Below are 20,782 nucleotides of genomic sequence, written 5' to 3' on the forward strand. Positions count from 1 at the left end.
CTCTGTATACCGTCGCCACCGCTTTTGGTCTAGTCCATAGAGGCAAGTGGTCTAGCGGACGAGAGTACTCCGGCGCCGTTAATTTCGCTGGCTTCTTACTTAAAGGTTCCTGCATATGTAGGTCGCATAACGGCTGGTCAGAGCCCATTCCGTCCCCCTTGACAGGATTTTTGGTCTGGTCCAAGCTCCCCCTACTGGTCTACACCATTGGTCCAGGTCCCGGCCCATGGGCGGGAGGTGTGGGCATCCCCTGAGGAGGGTGGCGTGAAGCGCAAGCTGATATCCGCGATCGGTGTCGCGGCAATGATGGTCTCCATCGCGGCGTGCGGGGGCGACGACGGCGACGAGGGCGGCAAGGCCGGCGCGGACGGTTACGCGGGCCAGACCCTCACTGTGTGGGTGATGGACGGTTCCTCCCCGGACCAGTGGCAGAAGGACGTCGCCGCCGCCTTCGAGAAGAAGACCAAGGCGAAGGTCAAGTTCGAGATCCAGCAGTGGACCGGCATCCAGCAGAAGCTGACCACCGCCCTGTCGGAGGAGAACCCGCCGGACATCTTCGAGATCGGCAACACCCAGACCCCGGCCTACGCCAAGACCGGCGGCCTCGCCGACCTCGCCGACCTCAAGACCGAGATCGGCGCCGACTGGACCGAGTCCCTGAACAACTCCTCCGTCTTCGAGGGCAAGCAGTACGCGGCACCCTGGTACTTCGCCAACCGCGTCGTCCTCTACAACAAGAGCGTCTGGGCCGAGGCGGGCATCAAGGACACCCCCAAGACCCGCGACGAGTTCTACGACGACCTCAAGACCATCGGCGAGAAGACCGACGCCGAACCGATCTACCTGCCCGGCCAGAACTGGTACCACTTCGTCGGCCTGGCCATCGGTGAGGGCGCCGAGCTGGTCAAGAAGGACGGCGACAAGTACGTCTCCAACCTCGCCGACCCCAAGGTCGCCGCCGCCATGGAGACGTACAAGAAGTTCCAGTCCCTCTCCAAGGCCCCCAAGGACAAGGACGAGGCCACCCCGCAGCAGGGCGAGGTCTTCGGCAAGGGCAACGTCGGTGCCTTCATCGGCATGGGCTGGGAAGCCGGCATCGCCATCGAGGCCAACCCGAAGATCGAGAAGGAGATCGGCTACTTCACCATCCCCGGTGCCACGGCCGACAAGCCCGAGGGTGTCTTCCTCGGCGGCTCCAACCTCGCCGTCGCCGCGGGCAGCAAGAAGCAGGAGCTGGCCAAGGAGTTCCTGCGGATCGCCCTCTCCGACAAGTACGAGGGCCAGCTCGCCAAGCTCAACGGCGTCATCCCCAACAAGGAGTCGCTGCAGAGCAACCTGGCGGGCAACGTCGTCGCCGAGGCCGCCGCACCGGCCGCCGCGGGCGGTGGCACCACCCCGCTGATCGCCGAATGGGCCGCCGTCGAGAACGCGCCCAACCCGATCAAGACCTACATGACCGCCGTACTGAACGGAAAGTCCCCGGCCGAGGCGGCAGCCCAGGTCGAGGAGGAGTTCAACAAGCGCCTGTCGCAGCAGCAGTAGGCGCACCCGGGGCGGGGGCCGTCGAGGCGGCCCCCGCCCCGCGTTCAGGTTGGTCGAGGAGGAAGAGAACGCGAGCATGACCGTGCAGACCGAACGGCCGCCCTCCGGCCCGGCGGACGTCCGCAAGGGCCCCTCGGGATCCGGCGGGCCCACCCCGCGAGCCGCCTCCCGCTTCGGCGCGCTCGCCCCGTACCTTCTGCTGATGCCGGCCGTCGCGGCCTCCGTGCTGCTGCTCGGCTGGCCGCTGCTGAAGGACGTACTGCTGTCGTTCCAGAACCTCAACATGGGGCAGCTGATCCAGCACGTCACCGAGTGGAACGGCATCGACAACTACAAGGAGGTCCTCACCGGCGAGGACTTCTGGCGCGTCACCCTGCGCTCGATCCTGTTCACGGCGGTCAATGTCGCCCTGACCATGATCCTCGGGGCGTTCGTCGGCCTGCTGCTCGCCCGCCTCGGCAGGCGCATGCGGATCACCCTGATGATCGGCCTGGTACTGGCCTGGGCCATGCCCGTGGTTGTCGCCACCACCCTCTACCAGTGGCTCTTCGCCCAACGCTTCGGCGTGGTCAACTGGGTGCTGGACAAGCTCGGTTGGCACTCCATGGCCGACTACAGCTGGACCAGCGACCAGATGTCGACGTTCTTCGTCGTCACCGTGCTGATCGTCTGGATGTCCATCCCGTTCGTCGCGATCAACCTCTACGCCGCCACGACGACCATCCCGGGCGAGCTCTACGAGGCCGCCGCCCTCGACGGCGCCGGCGCCTGGAAGAGCTTCACCGCGGTCACCCTGCCGTACCTCAGGCCCTTCCTCTACGCGACCACGTTCCTGGAGATCATCTGGATCTTCAAGGCGTTCGTGCAGGTCTACACCTTCAACCAGGGCGGCCCCGACCGCCTCACCGAGATCCTGCCCGTCTACGCCTACGTCGAGGGCGTCGGCAACCAGCACTACGGCATGGGTGCCGCCATCGCCCTGCTGACCATCCTGATCATGATCGGCCTCACTGCCTACTACCTGCGGATCGTGCTCAAGCAAGAGAAGGAAGAGGAGGCCGGGCTGTGAAGCGCTCGCTCTTCGGCCGTATCTGGCCCAACGCCACGGCCGTCGTCCTGTTCATCGGCTTCGTCTTCCCCGTGTACTGGATGATCGCCACGGCGTTCAAGCCGACCGGCGACATCATCTCCGAGGACCCGGTCTGGTTCCCGACCGATATCACCTTCGACCACTTCAAGACGGCGACCGGCGCCGACCACTTCTGGACGTTCGTCACCAACTCGCTGACCGTCACGGTCCTGGCCGTGGTGTTCTCGCTGGTCATCGCGCTCGCCGGATCCTTCGCCCTGGCGCGGATGCGGTTCAAGGGGCGGCGCGGCTTCATCATCGGCTTCATGCTCGCCCAGATGGCGCCCTGGGAAGTCATGATCATCGCGATGTACATGATCGTCCGGGACGCGTCGATGCTCAACAGCCTGGTCCCGCTGACGGCCTTCTACACGATGATGATCCTCCCCTTCACCATCCTCACCCTGCGCGGTTTCGTGGCCGCCGTGCCCGCGGAGCTGGAGGAGTCGGCGATGGTCGACGGCTGCACCCGCATCCAGGCCTTCCGCCGGGTCATCCTGCCGCTGCTCGCGCCGGGCCTGATGGCCACCTCGATGTTCGGCTTCATCACCGCCTGGAACGAGTTCGCCCTGGTCCTGGTGCTGAACAAGGACGCCGAGGCCCAGACGCTGCCGCTGTGGCTGACCAGCTTCCAGACCGTCTTCGGCAACGACTGGGGCGCGACCATGGCGGCCTCCACCCTCTTCGCCGTTCCGATCCTGATCCTCTTCGTCTTCCTCCAGCGCCGGGCCGTCAGCGGTCTGACCTCCGGCGCCGTGAAGGGATAACGCCCACCGATGACGACTATCGCCAGCGATACCCTGACGCGGGACGCCCTGACCGTCCTCCAGCCCGGCTTCCCCGGCACCACCGCCCCCGACTGGCTGCTGCGCCGCCTCGGTGAGGGCCTCGCCTCCGTCGGCCTGTTCGGCCGCAATATCGCCACTGCCGAACAAGTGGCCGCGCTCACCGCCCAGTTGCGCGCCGAACGCGAGGACGTCCTCGTCGCCATCGACGAGGAGGGCGGCGACGTCACCCGCCTGGAGGTGCGCACCGGCTCCTCCTTCCCCGGCAACCACGCCCTCGGGGCGGTGGACGACGTCGACCTCACCCGCGAGGTCGCGCATGAACTCGGCCGGCGGCTCGCCGCCTGCGGGGTCAACTTCAACTGGGCTCCGTCGGCCGACGTGAACTCGAACCCGGGGAATCCGGTGATCGGTGTCCGCTCCTTCGGCGCCGACACCGACCTGACCGCCCGGCACACCGCCGCCTATGTCACCGGCCTCCAGGCCGCGGGCGTCGCGGCCTGCACCAAGCACTTCCCCGGCCACGGCGACACCGCCATCGACTCCCACGAGGCGATGCCGCGGATCGACGTCAGCCTCGATGTGCTGTCCGAGCGCGATCTGACCCCGTTCCGCGCGGCGATCACCGCCGGCTCACGCGCGATCATGACGGCCCACATCCTGGTCCCGGCCCTCGACCCCACCCGCCCGGCCACCCTCTCCCGCCCCATCCTCACCGACCTGCTGCGCGGCGAACTCGGCTACGACGGCCTCATCGTCACCGACGGCATGGAGATGCAGGCCATCGCCTCCACCTACGGCATCGAACGCGGCAGCGTCCTGGCCCTCGCGGCCGGCTCCGACGCGATCTGCGTGGGCGGCGGCCTGAACGACGAAGCCACGGTACGGCGCCTGCGCGACGCCCTCGTCACAGCCGTCCGCACCGGCGAACTCCCCGAGGAACGCCTCGCGGAGGCGGCCGAACGCGTCCGCGCCCTGGCCCGCTGGACGAAGACCGCGGCCACGACGGAGGACAGGGCCCCCTCCGACATCGGCCTGGTAGCGGCCCGCCGCGCCGTACGAGTGACGACGACCGCGGCCCACACCCCCCTCACCGAGCCCCCTTACGTGGCCGCACTGAGCCCGGAGGCGAACATCGCTGTGGGCGACGAAACGCCCTGGGGACTGGCAGCGGAACTGGCCGAACTCCTCCCCGGCACCGAAACCGCCACCCACACCGACGAGTCGGCGGCCCAGGCCACCCTGGACGCGGCAGGCACCCGCCGCATCGTCGCCGTGGTCCGCGACGAACACCGCCACAAGTGGATGTCGACGACACTGGACACCCTCCTGCGCGAACGCCCCGACACCATCGTGGTCGAAATGGGCGTACCCCAGTCCCCGCCGAGAGGCGCCCTGCACATCGCGACCCACGGCGCGGCCCGTGTGTGCGGACGAGCGGCGGCAGAGATCATCGCAGGCGAGTAAGGGCTACGACGACGAAGGCGCCGGTTCCGGATGGGGGAACCGGCGCCTTCGTCCCGCTCGGGGCCCCGTCGTAGGCTGAACCCGCACACGCGGGACAGGGAGGCTTGAGGTGGCCGAGACAACACTGGCCGAGGTGATGGCTGAGCTGGCCGAACTCGAGGACCCGAAGGCACGCGCCGTGAACGAACGGCACGGCGACGATCACGGGGTGAACCTCAGCAAACTCCGCGCACTCGCCAAGCGGCTGAAGACCCAGCAGGACCTCGCGCAGGAGCTCTGGGAGACCGACGACACCGCGGCGAAGCTGCTGGCCCTCCTGATCTGCCGCCCCAAGGCGTACGACCGCGACGAGCTGGACACCATGGTGCGCCGGGCGCGCACCCCCAAGGTGCACGACTGGCTCGTGAACTACGTCGTGAAGAAGAGCCCGCACGCCGAGGAACTGCGCCAGGCCTGGACCGCCGACCCCGATCCCGTGGTCGCGAGCGCCGGCTGGGCTCTGACCACCGAACGCGTGGCGAAGAAGCCCGAAGGCCTCGACCTCGAAGGACTCCTCGATGTCATCGAGGTGGAGATGAAGGACGCCCCGGACCGCCTCCAGTGGGCGATGAACCACTGCCTGGCCCAGATCGGCATCGAGCACCCCGAGCACCGCACCCGGGCCCTCGACATCGGCGAGCGCCTGGAGGTGCTCAAGGACTACCCGACCTCCCCGGGCTGCACCTCCCCCTACGCGCCCACCTGGATCACGGAGATGGTCCGCCGCCAGGGCGACCGCGCCGGAATCTAGGCCGGGCGTCAGGGGGACGGCCCTAAATGCCCTGCCAGTCCGGCTTGTTGGCGTAGGTGTGCCGGAAGTAGTCCGACAGCTTCAGCTTGGACGCGGCGCCCTCATCGACGACGACCGTCGCATGCGGATGCAACTGCAGCGCCGAGGCCGGACACACCGCGGCCACCGGCCCCTCCACGGTCGCCGCAACGGCATCGGCCTTGCCCTCACCCGTCGCCAGCAACACCAGATGCCGTGCCTCGAGGATCGTCCCGATCCCCTGAGTGATCACGTGATGCGGCACCTGCGTGATGTCCCCGTCGAAGAACCGCGCGTTGTCCACCCGCGTCTGCTCGGTCAACGTCTTGATCCGCGTACGCGACGCCAGCGACGAGCATGGCTCATTGAACCCGATGTGCCCGTCCGTCCCGATCCCCAGCAACTGCTGGTCGACGCCCCCGGCCTGTGCCAGCGCCAGGTCATATGCCTCGCACGCCGCCAGTACGTCCGCCGCCGTCCCGTCCGGCCCCATGAACGCGGACATCCCGATCCCGAGCGGCTCCAGCACCTCGCGCCGCAACACCGAGCGGTACGACTCCGGATGCTCGGCCGGCAGTCCCACATACTCGTCGAGCTGAGCGATCCGCGCCCGCGAGGCATCCACGGCACCGGAGCGCACCTTCGCCGCCAGCGCCTCGTAGATGGGCAGCGGCGTCGACCCGGTGGCCACACCCAGCAGGGCGTCGGGCTTGCGCCGCAGGAGCTGCGCCATGGCCTCGGCGATGAGCTCGCCACCCGCCTTGGCATCCGGAACGATGACAACTTCCACGCTGGGCCTGCCGATCTGAAGAGGGGACTCAACCGGTTCCCGAGAGGGCTATGTGGTTTAGACCAATCTAACAGGCGATGTTCACCGTGGGGGAGTGGAATGGGGGATGGCTTGAGCAGACGCGGTTCCGCTCCCTTTTCCTGAGAGGACTTCCATGACCAGCCCCGAGATCCCGCACCCCCTGAGCGAGCTCCCCGGTCGGATCATGGCTCGAGAGATGGCCGAGCAGCCCGCGGTGCTGCGCCGTCTCCTGGAGGAGGGCGCACCCGGCATCCGGCAGACCGCCCAGGACATCGCCACCCGCAAACCCCGCTTCGTACTGCTCACCGCCCGCGGCACCTCCGACAACGCCGCGCTCTACGCCAAGTACCTCCTGGAGATCCGCCTGGGCCTGCCCTGCGGCCTCACCTCCATGTCGACCACCACGGCCTACGGCGCCCAACCCGATCTCACCGACGTCCTGGTCATCACGGTCAGCCAGTCGGGCGGCTCCCCGGACCTGGTGGCGTCCACCCGGGCCGCCCGCGCGGCCGGCGCCATCACCCTCGCCGTGACCAACAACCCCGACTCACCGCTGGCCGGCGTGTCCGAGTACCACATCGACATCATGGCCGGACCCGAGAAGGCCCTCCCCGCGACCAAGACCTACACCGCCTCCCTTCTCGCTCTCTATCTCTTCGTCGAAGGCCTGCGCGGCGGCGACGGAGCCCCCGCGAAGCTGCTCCCGGACCTCGCGGCGCAACTGCTCGCCCGCCAGGACGAGGTGCACGCCCTCGCCGCCCGCTACCGCTTCGCCGAACGCATGGTGATCACCTCCCGCGGCTACGGCTACCCCACGGCAAAGGAAGCCGCCCTCAAGCTGATGGAGACCAGCTACATCCCCGCCCTCGCCTACTCCGGCGCCGACCTGCTGCACGGCCCCCTCGCCATGGTCGACAACGTCTCCCCGGTCATCGCGGTCGTCACCGACGGCAAGGGCGGCGAGGCCCTGCGCCCCGTCCTCGACCGGCTCCGCGGCCGGGGCGCCGACCTGGTCGTCATCGGCCCGAAGAGCCAGGTCGAGCGCGCCTCGGCGGGCTTCGTCCTGCCCACCGAAGGCGTCGCCGAGGAACTCCAGCCGGTGCTGGAGATCATCCCGCTGCAACTCCTGGCCCACGAGGTCACCATCGCCCGCGGCCAGGACCCGGACGCCCCCCGAGCCCTGGCGAAGGTGACGGAGACCCGCTGAGGGCGCGAAGACAGCAGTCCCGGGGCGCCTATTGCAGGCCCAGCAGCGACCCTCCCGTCGCGTCCATGTGATGCCCGGTCACCCAGCCAGGCTCAGCAGCGAGCCCCCCGTCGCGTCCATGTGCTGCCCCGTCACCCAGCGGGAGTCGGGCGAGGCCAGGAAGGCCACCACGTCCGCGACCTCGGCCGCCGTCCCCACGCGCCGGAAGACCGAGACCGCCTCGGCGTGCGCTCGCATGCCGGGGTCGGCCAGGACCGCGCTGGTGAGGTCGGTGTCGATGAAGCCGGGCGCGACGGAGTTGGCGGTGATGCCGCGCGGCGCCAGCTCGACCGCGAGGGAACGCGTCAGGGCGGTGACCGCACCCTTGGCCATGTGGGTGGCGGCGATACCGGGTATGCCGGCGTCCGTGGCAGCCGTGACATTGATGATCCGGCCGTGGTCGCGCAGCCGTCCGAGACCCTCCCGGACGATGAAGAACGGCGCTCTGGCGTTGAGGGCGTGGGTCCGCTCGTAGAGCTCCTCGTCCGTTTCGCCGATCGTGGCGAAGAACGCCGCTCCCGCGTTGTTGACCAGGATGTCCACGCCGTCCGCATGCCGGTCGAAGGCCTCCCAGAGGGTCCGCGCGTCCCCCGGCACCCCCAGCTCGGCGCGGAGGGCGAACGCGCTGCCCCCGGCCGCCTCGATCCCGGCCACCGTCTCCTTCGCCGCCGCCTCACTGCTGCCGTAATGCACGGCGACCCGGGCCCCGTCGCGCGCCAGCCGCTCGGCCACCGCTCGTCCGATCCCCCGGCTCGCCCCCGTGACCAGCGCTGTCCTGCCCGTGAGCACACCCATGCCACACCCCCGTAATTGTCTAGCGGTCGCTACAGAAAGACCGTAGCGCAGGGCGGGGACACTTTTCTAGTGCTCGCTATAAAATGCACTCCATGGTGAGCACCAAGGGCACAGAGCCCACCGCGGGCCGCCGCGGCCGCCCCCGCTCCTTCGACCGGGAAACCGCGCTGGAGAAGGCGATCATGGCCTTCTGGGAGCGCGGCTACGAGGCGACGTCCGTCTCCGACCTCACCCGCGTCATGGGCATCGGCGCCCCGAGCTTGTACGCGGCCTTCGGTGACAAGCGGGCGCTGTTCGACGAGGTCGTGGTCGAGTACGGCAAGCGATACGCCGCCTTCGGTGAACGCGCCCTCGCCGAGGAGCCCACCGCACGCTCCGCCGTGGCCCGCACTCTGCGTGAGGCCGCAGTGCGGTACACCATCCCCGGCCATCCTCAAGGCTGTCTCTACATCCACGCGGCCACCAACTGCACCAGCCCCGAGGTGGAACAGACCCTGCGGGACCGGCGCAACGCCACCATCGCGGCCGTGGAGAGCCGTATCCGCGCGGACATCGCCGCAGGTGAACTCCCCGCCGACACCGACGCCGGCACACTCGCCCGGCACACCGGCGCGATGATCCAGGGCATGTCCCAGCAGGCGCGCGACGGCGCGAGCCGTGCGGAGTTGGCGGCACTCGCGGAAATTGCCCTGTCCATCTGGCCCCGCGCATGAACCCACAAGGGTTAGGCTGCGTGATGAATGCTGGGACGTCCGACCAGTTGACGCCCCCGCTTCAGACGTCACAACAACGAACATCCTCCACCGCATGGACACGCCGAGTGGTCTAGTCCACAATGGTCCCAGTCCATGTGATACGAGGACGCGGACTTCCGTCTTCCCCGCACAGGAAGGCGGACCGAGGAACCGGTGCTCTCTGCCCTGACTGCCCCGGATCCTCATCCTTCGGCCGACCGGGACCGCACACCCCACGGCCGATATTGCTCCGGGCTGCGGTGCCGGGAGGGTTGAGGGTCCCTCTCAGGCGCCGCGGCCCGCGGGTGTCTTCGGGGCCGTTTCGGATTCGGCGCCGTTTCAGAGCCGTACAAACCGCCAGGTACGCTCGCACATGTGCCCTCCATGAACGAGCTGGTCCACCAGCACACCGCCCTCGACGAGTCCGACCTCGAGTGGCTCCATCTGCTGGTCTCGGAGTGGCAGCTGCTCTCCGACCTCTCCTTCGCCGACCTCGTCCTGTGGGTCCCCACCCGTGACGGCACCCGCTACGTTTCGGTCGCGCAGATGCGCCCCAACACCGGCCCCACCTCCTACCAGGACGACATGGTCGGCCACCTCGTGCCGCGCGGCCGCCGCCCCATGCTGGACGCCGCGCTCGACGAGGGCCGCATCGTGCGCGAGGGCGACCCCGAGTGGCGCGAGGAGGTCCCGGTCCGGGTCGAGTCGATTCCGGTACGGCGGGACGGGCGCGTCCTCGGTGTCATCGCCCGCAACACCAATCTGCTGACCGTGCGCACCCCGAGCCGTCTCGAACTGACGTATCTGCAAAGCGCCTCGGACCTCGCGCAGATGATCGCGGCCGGCTCCTTCCCGTTCGCGAACCAGCAGGTCGACATGGACGCCTCGCCCCGCGTCGGCGACGGACTGATCCGGCTGGACGCGGACGGCATCGTCCAGTACGCCTCCCCGAACGCCCTGTCCGCCTACCACCGTCTCGGCCTCGCCGCCGACCTGGTCGGCCACCACCTGGGCAAGACCACCGCCGAACTCGCCCCGACCCACGGGCCGGTGGACGAGGCGCTCGCCAAGGTGGCCAGCGGCTGGGCGCCCCGTGAGTTCGAGATCGAGTCGGACGACGGTGTCATCCAGTTCCGGGCGATCCCGCTCAAGCCCAAGGGCACCCGCATCGGTTCGCTCGTCCTGCTCCGCGACGTCACCGAACTGCGCCGCCGCGAACGCGAGTTGATCACCAAGGACGCCACCATCCGGGAGATCCACCACCGGGTGAAGAACAACCTCCAGACGGTCGCGGCCCTACTCCGCCTCCAGGCCCGGCGCATCGAGTCCGACCGCGGCCGGGAGGCCCTCGAAGAGGCGGTACGACGGGTCGGCTCGATCGCGATCGTGCACGAGACGCTCTCCCAGAACCTCGACGAGCGCGTGGAGTTCGACGAGATCGCCGACCGGGTCCTCGCGATGGTCGCCGAGATCTCACCCGGCAAGGTCACCGGCCGGCGCACCGGCCGCTTCGGCATCCTGGACGCCGAGGTCGCCACCCCGCTGTCGATGGTCCTGACCGAGGTGCTCCAGAACGCCCTGGAGCACGGCTTCCGTCAGGGCGAGACCGGAACCGTAGAGGTCTCCGCGGTCCGCGGCGGCACCACCAAGGAGGCCCGCCTGCTTGTCACCGTCCAGGACGACGGGGTGGGGCTGCCCGAGGGCTTCGACCCGAAGACCGCCGGCAACCTGGGCCTCCAGATCGTACGGACCCTGGTGGAGGGGGAGTTGGGCGGTACGTTCGACATGGTCGCGGCGCCGGAGCGCGGTACGCAGGTGATCCTGGACGTCCCGGTGCGGGCGCAGAAATAGCCGTACACAGCAGAAAGCCTCGGACCGGATTCGGTCCGAGGCTCGTGCTCGTTGCGATGGGGGTACCCCCATGCTTTTAGGCTATGGGGGAGCATCGGGGGTACTGCGCGCTGCGGCTCGGGGGCGGGAGATGCGTACTCGCTGTACGCGCCGCCAAGCTCAGGCTGTTGCGGGGCGGGAGTGTCAGGCGGAGGCCTGACGGGCCCGGTTGCGGGCGGCACGGCGCTTCATCGCGCGACGCTCGTCCTCGCTGAGACCACCCCAGACGCCGGAGTCCTGACCGGACTCGAGCGCCCACTGCAGGCACTGCTCCATGACGGGGCAGCGGCGGCAGACGGCCTTGGCTTCCTCGATCTGCAGCAGCGCAGGACCGGTGTTGCCGATGGGGAAGAAGAGCTCGGGGTCTTCCTCGCGGCAAACGGCGTTGTGACGCCAGTCCATGGCTGCTACCTCTCCTTGGTATTACATGCAGGTTGCTTGTGAATGTGAACGCTTTCACGAATCCCTCAACAAGTGAAGGGCCGACCGTCAGGTTTCCCTGGCGTGGTCCTGTGATTTGGAGAGGGGTTCCGGTGATCTGTGGAGGCCGGTCTTGCGGGCCGTCCCGATCGCCACGTAGAGACTCGCAAACCTCAGCGGCGGATACAACCCCTTCCGGAAAGTTTTTTTTGATTCCTCGGTGTCGACTAGGTCACAGCCGTACTTCCATGGGGTGGACCCTGGCCTAAACGTTCGAGTGAAAGGACTTCAGCCCTTTCTGCTCACACAATCACACGCAGTGCACGGCGTACGCCTGTGAACGTCACGCTCGTACGCAGCCCCAGGTGGTCGCCGTCCATCTGAAGGGGCAGCGGGACCTTCGAATGCAAGGTGAACTGGTCCAGGTCGTGCAGTGAGGCGGCGTGCTTGCCATGCGGTCCCCGCTCGGGGGACGAAGTGAGCAACTGGGTCGCATACCGGGCAACCGCGACCGTGGACATCCGGCTGAGACCGAGTACGTCGAGTCCCGTATCGAACGACGCCTTAGGCGACGCGTACACCGGGCGATTGCCCAGATAGGTCCACGGAGCGGTGTTGCAGACTATGGACAGCACCAAATCGGTCACCGGGTCGGCGCCGGGCCGCTCCAGGGTGATCGTGCCGTGCCGCCGGTTGGGCTCCTGCAGGAATTGGCGCAGCGCCTGGCGCATATAGAGGGCGTGCGTGGACTTCCTGCCCCGCTCGCGCTGCTGTTCGACTCGCCCGACCACGCCCGCGTCGAAGCCGAGCCCCGCGCAGAAGCTGAACCAGCGCGCCGGCACCCCCTCGTCCTCGGTGCCCGGCGTCCCCGCGGCGATACCCATGCCGACCGTCCGCTCGCTGCCGTCGCGCAGCGCGTCCAGGATCGCGCCGGTCGCCTCCACGGCGTCGTTGGGCAGGCCCAGGGCGCGGGCGAAGACATTGGTGGAGCCGCCCGGGACCACCGCCAGACGCGGCAGGCGCTCCGGGTCGGGGCCGGCGTGCAGCAGGCCGTTGACGACCTCGTTCACCGTGCCGTCGCCGCCGAGGGCCACCACCAGGTCGACGTCCTCGCTGTCCGCCGCCTGCCGGCCCAGGTCGCGCGCATGGCCGCGGTACTCGGTGGTGACCGCTTCCAGCTTCATTTCGCTGGCCAGTGCATGGATCAGGACATCGCGCGTACGTGCGCTTGTGGTGGTTGCCGCCGGATTGACCACGAGAAGTGCACGCATGGATTGCAGCGTACCTACTGGGGGGTACCGGGCCCACACCGGAGAGGGATCCAGTAGGAGAATCAGAGCGTGAACCTCGCCACGGGCGCGTGCCCCGTGCCCCGGGCGCCCGAGGGGGCGGACACCGCGAGGGCTACCCTGCTGGGGTGAGTGCTGAGCAGAGCCCCGCCCCGGAAACCGGACCCCGCCCGCGGCGGCTGACCTACGCGGCGGCCCTCGCCGCGCTGGAGGGGCTCGCCCTGGTGGCCGGCGGGATCTGGATCCTGGTCCTGGGTTTCACGGGTGACCCCGACGACCGTCAGCAGGCCGTCACCGGCGGAGTGACATTGGTCGTGCTCGCGCTGCTGCCGCTGCTGGCCGCCCGCGGACTGCTCGCCCGGCGCAGCTGGTCGCGCGGCCCGGCCGTCATCACCCAGATCCTGGCGCTGCCCGTCGCCTACAACCTGCTCCAGGCCGACAGCATGGCCATCCCGGCCGGGATCGTCCTCGCGGTGGTGGCCGTCACCGCCCTGGTCCTGCTGATCAACGCCGAGACGACCCGGGCCCTCGGAATCCGAGGACCCGGCAGCGTCCAGGACGAGAAGTAGCCTCACTCCTCCACGAGGAGCTTCTCCCGCAGCTGGGCCAGCGTGCGCGCCAGCAGGCGCGACACATGCATCTGCGAGATTCCGACCTCCTGCGCGATCTGCGACTGGGTCATGTTGCCGAAGAAGCGCAGTAGCAGGATCCGCTTCTCGCGCGGCGGCAGGTCCTCGAGGAGCGGCTTGAGCGACTCGCGGTACTCGACGCCCTCCAGGGCCTCGTCGTACGCGCCCAGCGTGTCCGCGACCGCCGGGGACTCGTCGTCGGTGTCCGGGACGTCCAGAGACAGCGTGGAGTACGCGTTGGCCGACTCCAGGCCCTCCAGGACCTCCTCCTCCGAGATGCCCAGCTTCTCGGCCAGCTCATGGACCGTGGGAGAGCGGCCGTGCCGCTGCGAGAGCTCCGCCGTGGCGGTGGTGAGCGCGAGGCGCAGCTCCTGCAGCCGGCGCGGGACGCGCACCGCCCAGCCCTTGTCGCGGAAGTGCCGCTTGATCTCGCCGACGACCGTCGGGGTCGCATATGTGGAGAACTCGACCCCGCGGTCCGGGTCGAAGCGGTCGACGGACTTGATCAGACCGATGGTGGCGACCTGGGTGAGGTCGTCCAGCGGCTCGCCGCGGTTGCGGAAGCGGCGGGCGAGGTGCTCGACGAGCGGCAGATGCATCCGGACCAGCTGGTTGCGCAGCTCCGCGTACTCCGGGCTGCCGTCCTTCAGCTTGCGCAGCTCGACGAACATGGCGCGCGCTCCGCTGCGGTCCTGCGGCTCGCGTTCCTGTACCTCGTGCTGCGTGGCCGGCACGCCCTGATCGTCGTCTCGCTCGTGCTCGCTCATCGTCCCGCCCGTCGCCCTCTGTCGAGCTCTCGTCTCAGCCCGGCCGGGGGTGCCCCCGATCCGCCTCTGTTGAGGCGAGCCCTGCACGGCGCTGTCCGGGAAACCCGCCCGCGCGGAGGCCGCGTCCTCCTCCGGGTGCGGCCTGGCCTGCTCGGGAATGCCCTCAATGCCGTCCGCCAAGTGTCGGGAACCGCCCGGAGCGACTGAATCGTCGGCGTTCTCGGCCGGCAGCTCCCGTGTGCCGCGCTCTTCGTCCCGCACCGGCCCGTCCCCGTCCCTCACGCCGGCCCGGGTCCCGCGCCGCGCTGTTTGTAGAGGCTGATCGAAACGGTCTTGTCGTCGTCCACGGCGGAGGAGACCTTGCCCGCGAGGGCGGACAGCACGGTCCAGGCGAAGGTGTCCCGTGACGGTGCGTGACCGTCTGTGGTCGGCGCCGAGACGGTGACCTCCAGTGAGTCGTCGACGAGCCGGAACACACAGCTGAGCACCGAGCCGGGCACGGCCTGCTGAAGCAGGATCGCGCAGGCCTCGTCCACCGCGATGCGCAGGTCCTCGATCTCGTCGAGGGTGAAGTCCAAACGGGCCGCGAGACCGGCAGTCGCCGTACGCAGCACCGACAGGTAGGCACCCGCAGCCGGCAGCCGGACTTCCACGAAGTCCTGGGTCGCGGGCTCGCCTGCGATCTGGGACACCCTCACCTCCAAGGTGGTACAAGCTTTCCGGGGGCCGAGGGTCGCCCCCCGGGGTAACGCGATGTGTGGTTCAGCGGTGACGCTATCGCGCTCCGAACTTTCCTGTCCCCAAGACCCCAACCCCTTGCTGTCACTCATAGTAAACACACGGATACGCTCCGTGGCTAGGGGGTCTGTGGGCCCAATTGGGAAGAGCGCGCGCCGGTTTGACGTACCCATGCGTTCGACGGTCGAACCGTCCGGATCCGCACTCGTGCCCTTTACACCAGGACGTGGTCCACAAAGCACCACCGCCAGCTCTCACCGGGCTCGAAGGTACGCATCACCGGATGCCCGGAATCCTTGTGGTGCTCGGTCGCGTGCCGTCCGGGCGAGGAGTCGCAGCAGCCGACGTGACCGCAGGTGAGGCACAGTCGCAGCTGTACCGGGTGGGTACCGTCCGCCAGGCACTCCGGACACGTCTCGCTCAGCGGGCCGGGTTCCGGGTGGGGCAGCACGTCGGCATGCGTGCACTGTTTCATGATTGCCAGGTTACGACGGGCGCGCGGAAGCTCGCGCGGAAGAACGAGGGCGGGCGAGGTTCATGGACGTGATGCCGCTGCTGTTGTTGGTGGCGGGCAGCGCCGCGGTCGCCGCGGCCGCCCGGCGGACCCCGATTCCCGCGCCGCTGCTGCTGGTCGCGGTGGGGCTCGTGGTGTCGTATCTGCCGGGGGTGCCCGATTACACCCTCGACCCGCACATCGTGCTGCCGCTCATCCTGCCGCCGCTGCTGCACACGGCCGCCACCGACAGCTCCTACCTGGACCTGAGGGCGCAACTGCGGCCCGTCGCGCTGCTGTCGGTCGGGTACGTGCTCTTCGCGACCTTCGCCGTGGGCTGGGCCGCCTATCTGATCGTGCCCGATCTGCCGCTGACCGCGGCCCTGGTGCTGGGCGCGGTGGTGGCGCCGCCCGACGCGGTCGCGGCCACGGCCGTCGCACGCCGGGTGGGGCTGCCGTCGAGGATCACCACGATCCTCCAGGGCGAGTCCCTGGTGAACGACGCGACCGCGATCACCGCCTACCGGGTGGCGCTCGCGGCCGCGGTCGGCGAGGGCGCCACCTGGGCCGGCGGCATCGGCGAGTTCCTGGTCGCGGCGATCGGCGGCATCGGCATCGGCCTGGTGCTCATGGTGCCGATCCACTGGTTGCGCATCCACGTGAAAGAAGCGCTGCTGCAGAACACGCTGTCGCTGCTGATCCCGTTCGTCGCCTACGCCGTCGCCGAGCAGGTGCACGCCTCCGGGGTGCTCGCGGTCGTGGTCGTCGCGCTCTGGCTGGGACACCGCGCGTGGGAGGTCGATTTCGCCACCCGCCTCCAGGAGGAGGCCGTGTGGAAGATGGTTGCCTTCGTCCTGGAGTCGGCGGTGTTCGCCCTCATCGGACTGCAGCTGCCGGTGGTCCTCAAGGGCCTCGGGGAGTACGAGGGAGGCCGCGCGGCCGGGTACGCGATCGTCATCTTCCTGGTGGTCGTCGTCTCGCGGTTCGTGTGGGTGTATCCGGCGACCTTCCTGCCGCGCATCATGTCGGCCCGGATCCGGGAGCGGGAGGAGAATCCGACCTGGAAGGGGCCCTTCGTCATCGCCTGGGCCGGGATGCGGGGCGTGGTCTCGCTCGCCATCGCCTTCTCCATCCCGCTCACCGTGCACGGCGGCGAGGACTTCCCCGAGCGCAATCTGATCCTGTTCCTGACCTTCACCACGGTCATCGGCACCCTCGTCGTCCAGGGCGTCACCCTCCCGCCGCTGATCCGCGTACTGAAGCTGCCCGGCCGCGACGTACAGGCCGAGACCCTCGCCGAGGCCAACGCCCAGGCCCAGGCCTCCCGGGCCGCCGAGAGCCGCCTCGACGAACTCCTCTCCGACGAACGCAACGCCCTGCCGCCCCCGCTCGCCGACCGCCTCCGCACCGTCCTCGAACGCCGCCGCAACGCCGTCTGGGAGCGCCTCGGCCAGGTCAATCCGGTCACCGGCGAAACCGTCGACGACACCTATCGCCGACTGTCCCGCGAAATGATCGGCGCCGAGCGGGCGGTCTTCGTGAGGCTCCGGGACGGCCGCTACATCGACGACGAAATGCTGCGCACGCTGCTGCGTCGCCTGGACCTGGAGGAGGCGGCGGCGTTCCGGGAGGCGGAGTGAGTTGGCCGTTCACGCCTCATGGCGGGTCGGCTCCCGCTTGAATGAGCTGCGGCGCAGGGAAGGCGGAGGGAAGGGGAGCGAGGAGCATGCTGAGTGAGGCGTTGACCGCCGTCGCCGCGGCGGGCGGCACCGCCGTGGTCCAGGCCGCGGGCACGGACGCGTGGACCTCCGTGCGGCAGCGCACGGCCCGCTTGTTCGGCCGTGGTGAGCAACAGGCGGTCCTCGACGAACTCGACCGGACCGAGGAGGAACTCGTGCGCGGCGGCGCGGACGAGGAGGCCGCCGCCCGATGGGCCGGCCGCTTCGCGCGGCTCCTGCAGGGCCTGAGCGAGGAGGAACGGTCGGCGGTCGTCGAGGAGCTGCGGCGTCTTGACGGTTCGCGCCCGCCTTCTCCGGCCGGGGGCCCCGTCTTCCACGGCGACGTCTCGGTCCGGGCCGACCAGGGCGTGGCCGGCGTGGTCATCAACGGGGCGGTGCGGATCGAAAACCCTCCGGCGCCGGGGCGGGATCAGGGCTGACCGCACCCGGGTTCCCGAGCCCGGCGACCCTCCACGCCGACACCTCGGCCATCGCCGCCGGCCACGGCGCCGCCTTCGGACGCGTGGAGAACGTCTACTACGGCGTCGGCGCGACGGCGCCGCGGATCGCGTGGCCGCATGTGGTGGGCGTACTGCCGACCGAGGCCCACTGCTTTCAGTCCCGTGCGGCCGCCGACACCGTGACGGACACACCGAGGTGCCGGATCCTCTCGGGCCTCGGCGGGGTCGGCAAGACCCAACTGGCGGCCCGCTGGGCCCGGAAGGCGCTGCAGACGGAGGCAGTTGACCTGCTGGTCTGGGTCAACGCCGGAACCAGACAGAGCATCGAGGCCGCCTACGCCCAGGCCGCCCACGAGGTCGACGGCGCGGACCCGGCCGACCTCAGGCGGGCGGTGGAGCACTTCCTCGCCTGGCTCCAGCGGACCCGGCGGCGCTGGATGATCGTGCTGGACGACCTCGCCGACCCCGGGGACCTGCGCGGACTGTGGCCGCCCGATCGCTTTGAGGGCCAGGTCGTGGTCACCACGCGCCGAAGGGACGCCGCCCTGCTCGGGCAGGGACGTGCCGTCATCGCCGTCGCGCCGTTCACCCCGGCCGAGTCCCTGGCCTACCTGCGGACGAAGCTGGCCGCCCACGGACGGACCCGGCCGGACCCGCACGCCGCGGAACTCGCCGCCGAACTCGGTCATCTGCCGCTCGCACTGGCACAGGCCGCGGCCTACCTCGCCGACCAGGGGCTGCCCTGCGCGCAGTACCTGGCGCGGCTGCGGGACCGCCGTAGATCCCTCGCGGACGTCCTGCCGGAGCACGACGGTCTGCCCGACGACCACAGGGAGACCGTTGCCGCCGTATGGGGGCTGTCCGTCGAGCGGGCCGACCGGCTGCGCCCCCGGGGTCTGGCCCGTCCGCTGCTGGAACTGGCCTCGGTGCTCGACTCCAACGGCATCCCCTGCTCCGTGCTCACCGGTGAAGCCGCGCGCGTGTACGCGACCGCCGTCATGACGCCGGAGCCGCCGGACGACCTGACGAGGCAGCAACTCCTGGACCGGATACCGGCTGAGAACGCGGCCGACGCTCTCCGGAACCTGAACCGGCTCAGCCTGGTCAGCCTCGCCGGTGAGGGCGACGAGCAGACCGTCCGCGTGCACGCGCTCGTGCAGCGCGCCACCCGGGAGTCCCTGGAGCCCGATCACTTCGCGGAGTTGGCGCACATGGCTGGCTCCGCGCTCTTCTTCGCCTGGCCGCCCGGGGTGTACGCGCAGACGCTGCCGCGCGCCCAGCTGCTCCGGGACAACGTCGACGCCCTGTACGCCGTCTCGAAGGACGCCGTGTGGGCCGTGGACGGGTACCACATCTTCATCCACAGCGCCGGGACGTACGGCCACGCAGGTATGGCCTCCAGGGCCGTCACCCTCTTCAAGGAGCTGTACGAGGCCGCTGTCCGTCACCTGGGTGCCGATCACCGGGACACGATCCAGATCCAGACGGATCTCGGGTACTGGCAGACCCATGGCGGGGATGTGGACAGCGCGGCCGACGATCTGATGGCGGCGCTGGTCGCGGCGCGGAGCAAGTACGGCGACGATCACATGGAAACGATCGAGATCAGCGGCCATCTGGCCACGCTCATGGGGCACTTGGGCGCCCCGCTCACGGCCGCCGAGCTGTTCGAGAACCTGCTGGAGGCGTTGCAGCGCGGTCATCCGGAGGAGCGGAGTCGTATCGCCGAGGCGCGGTTCCATGCCGTGTTCTGGCGCGGCATGGCGCACCCGGATCCGCACTGCGTCGACGCCCTGACCAAGCGCTACGACGAACTGTGCGCCGAGACGGGCGCCGAGAGCGAGGGGGTCGTCGGGGCAGCGCACAACCTGGCCAGTCTCCGCGCCGAATGCGGAGACCTGAAGGGCGCGCTCGCCGCCCTCGAAGAGGTGCTGCGGATCGAAGTGCGCAGCCGGGGCGAGGATCATCCCCAGACGCTGATCACCCGCCACAATCTGGCCGCCTACCGCGCGGAGGCGGGGGACATCGCCCGCGCGGAGGACGAGTTGGAGGCCGTGTTGCGCGATCGGCGGCGCGTGCTGGGGGAGGAGCATCCCAGCACCGCGAACACCCTGCGCGCGCTGAGCGAGCTGCGGGAAGGCGACGTCAGGGGGTGAACGGCGCGCCGGTGACCACGGCCGCGATCGTCGTACCGCGCGGGAAGGCGCCTTCCTCCGCGAGGGTGACGAGTCCGTACAGCAACTTGGCGACATACAGACGTTCCACGGGTATGTGGTGGCGGTGTTCGAAGTCGGCGGCGAAGGCTTCGAGTTCCGGGGTGGTGCGGGCGTAGCCGCCGAAGTGGAAGCGGTTGTCGAGGGTCCAGGTGCCTCGGGGGCCGCCGAAGGCGCGCTGTTGCAGCGCCTGTATGTCGTCGGTCAGGAAGCCGCCCTTCAGGACGGGGATGCCGAGAGCTCGCTGGTCGGGGGCGAGGCCCGCGGCGAGGCCCGCGAGGGTGCCGCCGGTGCCGCAGGCGAGGGCGACGAGGTCGGCGTGGCCGCGGAGCTCCGCGCCGAGGGCCTGGCAGCCGTGCACCGCGCGGCGATTGCTGCCGCCTTCCGGGATGACGTAGGCGTCCTCGGCTCTCGCCGTGCGGAGGATCGCCGCCAGGGTGTCCGGTTCGGTTTTTCGGCGGTACGTCGATCTGTCGACGAAGTGCAGGCGCATACCGTCGGCCGCGCAGCGGGCGAGGGAGGGGTTGAGGGGGCGGTCGGCCAGTTCCTGGCCCCGGACCACGCCGATGGTGGTCAGGCCCAGGAGACGGCCCGCGGCGGCCGTGGCGCGCAGATGGTTGGAGTACGCGCCGCCGAAGGTGAGTACGCTCCGGCCGGCCGCCGCGGTGAGATTCGGGGCGAGTTTTCGCCACTTGTTGCCGATGAGCTCCGGGTGAATCAGATCGTCCCGCTTGAGCAGCAGGCGGACTCCGGCGCGGGTGAATCGATCGTCGACGAGCTCCCGCAGCGGCGAGGGAAGCCGTGGCTGGAGGACGTCGAGGCTGGTCACAGCACCATTGTCGCTCGG

The 20,782-nt window shown here is 69.6% G+C and carries 20 protein-coding genes; 12 read left to right on the plus strand and 8 right to left on the minus strand.

The window, feature by feature from the left end:
- Positions 1–264: 264 nt before the first annotated feature.
- The 5 genes from OHT76_RS28770 (at position 265) to OHT76_RS28790 (ending at position 5,713) form a co-directional block, all read left to right on the plus strand.
- A complete protein-coding gene (locus tag OHT76_RS28770) occupies positions 265–1,542 on the plus strand; it encodes an extracellular solute-binding protein (RefSeq protein ID WP_328873757.1) in 1,278 nt (425 codons plus the stop codon).
- A 76-nt stretch (positions 1,543–1,618) separates the two neighbouring features.
- On the plus strand, positions 1,619–2,611 hold the full coding sequence (locus OHT76_RS28775; protein WP_328873758.1) for a carbohydrate ABC transporter permease: 993 nt from the start codon (positions 1,619–1,621) through the stop codon (positions 2,609–2,611).
- On the plus strand, positions 2,608–3,438 hold the full coding sequence (locus OHT76_RS28780; protein WP_328873759.1) for a carbohydrate ABC transporter permease: 831 nt from the start codon (positions 2,608–2,610) through the stop codon (positions 3,436–3,438). The genes OHT76_RS28775 and OHT76_RS28780 overlap by 4 nt, the downstream gene beginning before the upstream one ends.
- A gap of 9 nt (positions 3,439–3,447) precedes the next feature.
- Complete coding sequence (locus tag OHT76_RS28785; protein WP_328873760.1) at positions 3,448–4,923, plus strand: glycoside hydrolase family 3 protein; 1,476 nt, start codon at positions 3,448–3,450, stop codon at positions 4,921–4,923.
- Between the two features lie 136 nt (positions 4,924–5,059).
- Positions 5,060–5,713 (plus strand): DNA alkylation repair protein, encoded by a 654-nt coding sequence (locus OHT76_RS28790; protein WP_328876644.1) that lies wholly within the window; start codon positions 5,060–5,062, stop codon positions 5,711–5,713.
- A gap of 22 nt (positions 5,714–5,735) precedes the next feature.
- Here the strand turns inward: OHT76_RS28790 and nagB are convergent, their stop codons facing one another.
- Complete coding sequence (gene nagB / locus OHT76_RS28795; RefSeq protein ID WP_328873761.1) at positions 5,736–6,521, minus strand: glucosamine-6-phosphate deaminase; 786 nt, start codon at positions 6,519–6,521, stop codon at positions 5,736–5,738.
- A gap of 154 nt (positions 6,522–6,675) precedes the next feature.
- Between nagB and OHT76_RS28800 the strand changes: the two genes are divergently transcribed.
- The gene (locus tag OHT76_RS28800) at positions 6,676–7,749 is read left to right on the plus strand and encodes an SIS domain-containing protein (RefSeq protein WP_328873762.1); all 1,074 of its coding nucleotides are present in this window, start codon (positions 6,676–6,678) and stop codon (positions 7,747–7,749) included.
- 78 nt (positions 7,750–7,827) lie between these two features.
- Here the strand turns inward: OHT76_RS28800 and OHT76_RS28805 are convergent, their stop codons facing one another.
- Positions 7,828–8,583 carry an SDR family oxidoreductase gene (locus tag OHT76_RS28805; protein WP_328873763.1) on the minus strand — a complete coding sequence of 252 codons (756 nt, stop codon included), beginning with the start codon at positions 8,581–8,583 and terminating at the stop codon, positions 7,828–7,830.
- A gap of 83 nt (positions 8,584–8,666) precedes the next feature.
- On the opposite strand from OHT76_RS28805, the gene OHT76_RS28810 reads away from it, so the two are divergent.
- Entirely contained in the window at positions 8,667–9,296 is a 630-nt protein-coding gene (locus OHT76_RS28810) for a TetR/AcrR family transcriptional regulator (RefSeq protein ID WP_328873764.1), read from the plus strand.
- Between the two features lie 405 nt (positions 9,297–9,701).
- Positions 9,702–11,168, plus strand: coding sequence for a sensor histidine kinase (locus tag OHT76_RS28815; protein ID WP_328876645.1), 1,467 nt, complete (start codon positions 9,702–9,704; stop codon positions 11,166–11,168).
- Positions 11,169–11,351: 183 nt separating this feature from the next.
- On the opposite strand, the gene OHT76_RS28820 is transcribed toward OHT76_RS28815, so the two are convergent.
- Together OHT76_RS28820 and OHT76_RS28825 are read right to left on the minus strand one after the other, a co-directional pair.
- A complete protein-coding gene (locus OHT76_RS28820) occupies positions 11,352–11,609 on the minus strand; it encodes a WhiB family transcriptional regulator (protein WP_016639615.1) in 258 nt (85 codons plus the stop codon).
- A 320-nt stretch (positions 11,610–11,929) separates the two neighbouring features.
- Entirely contained in the window at positions 11,930–12,898 is a 969-nt protein-coding gene (locus OHT76_RS28825; RefSeq protein WP_328873765.1) for a diacylglycerol/lipid kinase family protein, read from the minus strand.
- Positions 12,899–13,044: 146 nt separating this feature from the next.
- Here OHT76_RS28825 and OHT76_RS28830 point away from each other — a divergent pair, with 146 nt between their 5' ends.
- Positions 13,045–13,485, plus strand: a complete 441-nt coding sequence (locus OHT76_RS28830) for a hypothetical protein (protein ID WP_328873766.1) — start codon at positions 13,045–13,047, stop codon at positions 13,483–13,485.
- A gap of 2 nt (positions 13,486–13,487) precedes the next feature.
- On the opposite strand, the gene OHT76_RS28835 is transcribed toward OHT76_RS28830, so the two are convergent.
- From OHT76_RS28835 to OHT76_RS28845, 3 genes are all read right to left on the minus strand, one after another.
- Entirely contained in the window at positions 13,488–14,594 is a 1,107-nt protein-coding gene (locus OHT76_RS28835; protein ID WP_328873767.1) for an RNA polymerase sigma factor SigF, read from the minus strand.
- Complete coding sequence (locus tag OHT76_RS28840) at positions 14,591–15,004, minus strand: anti-sigma factor (RefSeq protein ID WP_015657891.1); 414 nt, start codon at positions 15,002–15,004, stop codon at positions 14,591–14,593. The genes OHT76_RS28835 and OHT76_RS28840 overlap by 4 nt, the downstream gene beginning before the upstream one ends.
- Before the next feature lie 260 nt (positions 15,005–15,264).
- The gene (locus OHT76_RS28845; protein WP_315883516.1) at positions 15,265–15,525 is read right to left on the minus strand and encodes a UBP-type zinc finger domain-containing protein; all 261 of its coding nucleotides are present in this window, start codon (positions 15,523–15,525) and stop codon (positions 15,265–15,267) included.
- Between the two features lie 62 nt (positions 15,526–15,587).
- Between OHT76_RS28845 and OHT76_RS28850 the strand changes: the two genes are divergently transcribed.
- From OHT76_RS28850 to OHT76_RS28860, 3 genes are all read left to right on the plus strand, one after another.
- Positions 15,588–17,183 carry a Na+/H+ antiporter gene (locus tag OHT76_RS28850; RefSeq protein ID WP_328873768.1) on the plus strand — a complete coding sequence of 532 codons (1,596 nt, stop codon included), beginning with the start codon at positions 15,588–15,590 and terminating at the stop codon, positions 17,181–17,183.
- A gap of 86 nt (positions 17,184–17,269) precedes the next feature.
- Positions 17,270–17,701: a hypothetical protein gene (locus OHT76_RS28855; RefSeq protein WP_328873769.1), complete on the plus strand. Its 432-nt coding sequence runs from the start codon at positions 17,270–17,272 to the stop codon at positions 17,699–17,701.
- Between the two features lie 83 nt (positions 17,702–17,784).
- The gene (locus tag OHT76_RS28860; protein WP_328873770.1) at positions 17,785–19,878 is read left to right on the plus strand and encodes a tetratricopeptide repeat protein; all 2,094 of its coding nucleotides are present in this window, start codon (positions 17,785–17,787) and stop codon (positions 19,876–19,878) included.
- Here OHT76_RS28860 and OHT76_RS28865 read toward each other — a convergent pair.
- Entirely contained in the window at positions 19,868–20,764 is an 897-nt protein-coding gene (locus OHT76_RS28865) for a 1-aminocyclopropane-1-carboxylate deaminase/D-cysteine desulfhydrase (protein WP_328873771.1), read from the minus strand. The two genes, OHT76_RS28860 and OHT76_RS28865, sit on opposite strands and share 11 nt — an antisense overlap.
- Between the last annotated feature and the right edge of the window lie 18 nt (positions 20,765–20,782).

It is taken from the genome of Streptomyces sp. NBC_00287 (assembly GCF_036173105.1).
In the GTDB taxonomy this organism is placed as follows: Bacteria; Actinomycetota; Actinomycetes; order Streptomycetales; family Streptomycetaceae; genus Streptomyces.

Coding starts and splice junctions, on each gene's coding strand:
- OHT76_RS28825 (WP_328873765.1), bottom strand. CDS start 12,898: ATGCGTGCACTTCTCGTGGTCAATCCGGCGGCAACCACCACAAGCGCA.
- OHT76_RS28845 (WP_315883516.1), bottom strand. CDS start 15,525: ATGAAACAGTGCACGCATGCCGACGTGCTGCCCCACCCGGAACCCGGC.
- OHT76_RS28790 (WP_328876644.1), top strand. CDS start 5,060: ATGGCTGAGCTGGCCGAACTCGAGGACCCGAAGGCACGCGCCGTGAAC.
- OHT76_RS28800 (WP_328873762.1), top strand. CDS start 6,676: ATGACCAGCCCCGAGATCCCGCACCCCCTGAGCGAGCTCCCCGGTCGG.
- OHT76_RS28855 (WP_328873769.1), top strand. CDS start 17,270: ATGCTGAGTGAGGCGTTGACCGCCGTCGCCGCGGCGGGCGGCACCGCC.
- OHT76_RS28785 (WP_328873760.1), top strand. CDS start 3,448: ATGACGACTATCGCCAGCGATACCCTGACGCGGGACGCCCTGACCGTC.
- OHT76_RS28815 (WP_328876645.1), top strand. CDS start 9,702: ATGAACGAGCTGGTCCACCAGCACACCGCCCTCGACGAGTCCGACCTC.
- OHT76_RS28850 (WP_328873768.1), top strand. CDS start 15,588: ATGGACGTGATGCCGCTGCTGTTGTTGGTGGCGGGCAGCGCCGCGGTC.
- OHT76_RS28820 (WP_016639615.1), bottom strand. CDS start 11,609: ATGGACTGGCGTCACAACGCCGTTTGCCGCGAGGAAGACCCCGAGCTC.
- OHT76_RS28775 (WP_328873758.1), top strand. CDS start 1,619: ATGACCGTGCAGACCGAACGGCCGCCCTCCGGCCCGGCGGACGTCCGC.
- OHT76_RS28805 (WP_328873763.1), bottom strand. CDS start 8,583: ATGGGTGTGCTCACGGGCAGGACAGCGCTGGTCACGGGGGCGAGCCGG.
- OHT76_RS28810 (WP_328873764.1), top strand. CDS start 8,667: ATGCACTCCATGGTGAGCACCAAGGGCACAGAGCCCACCGCGGGCCGC.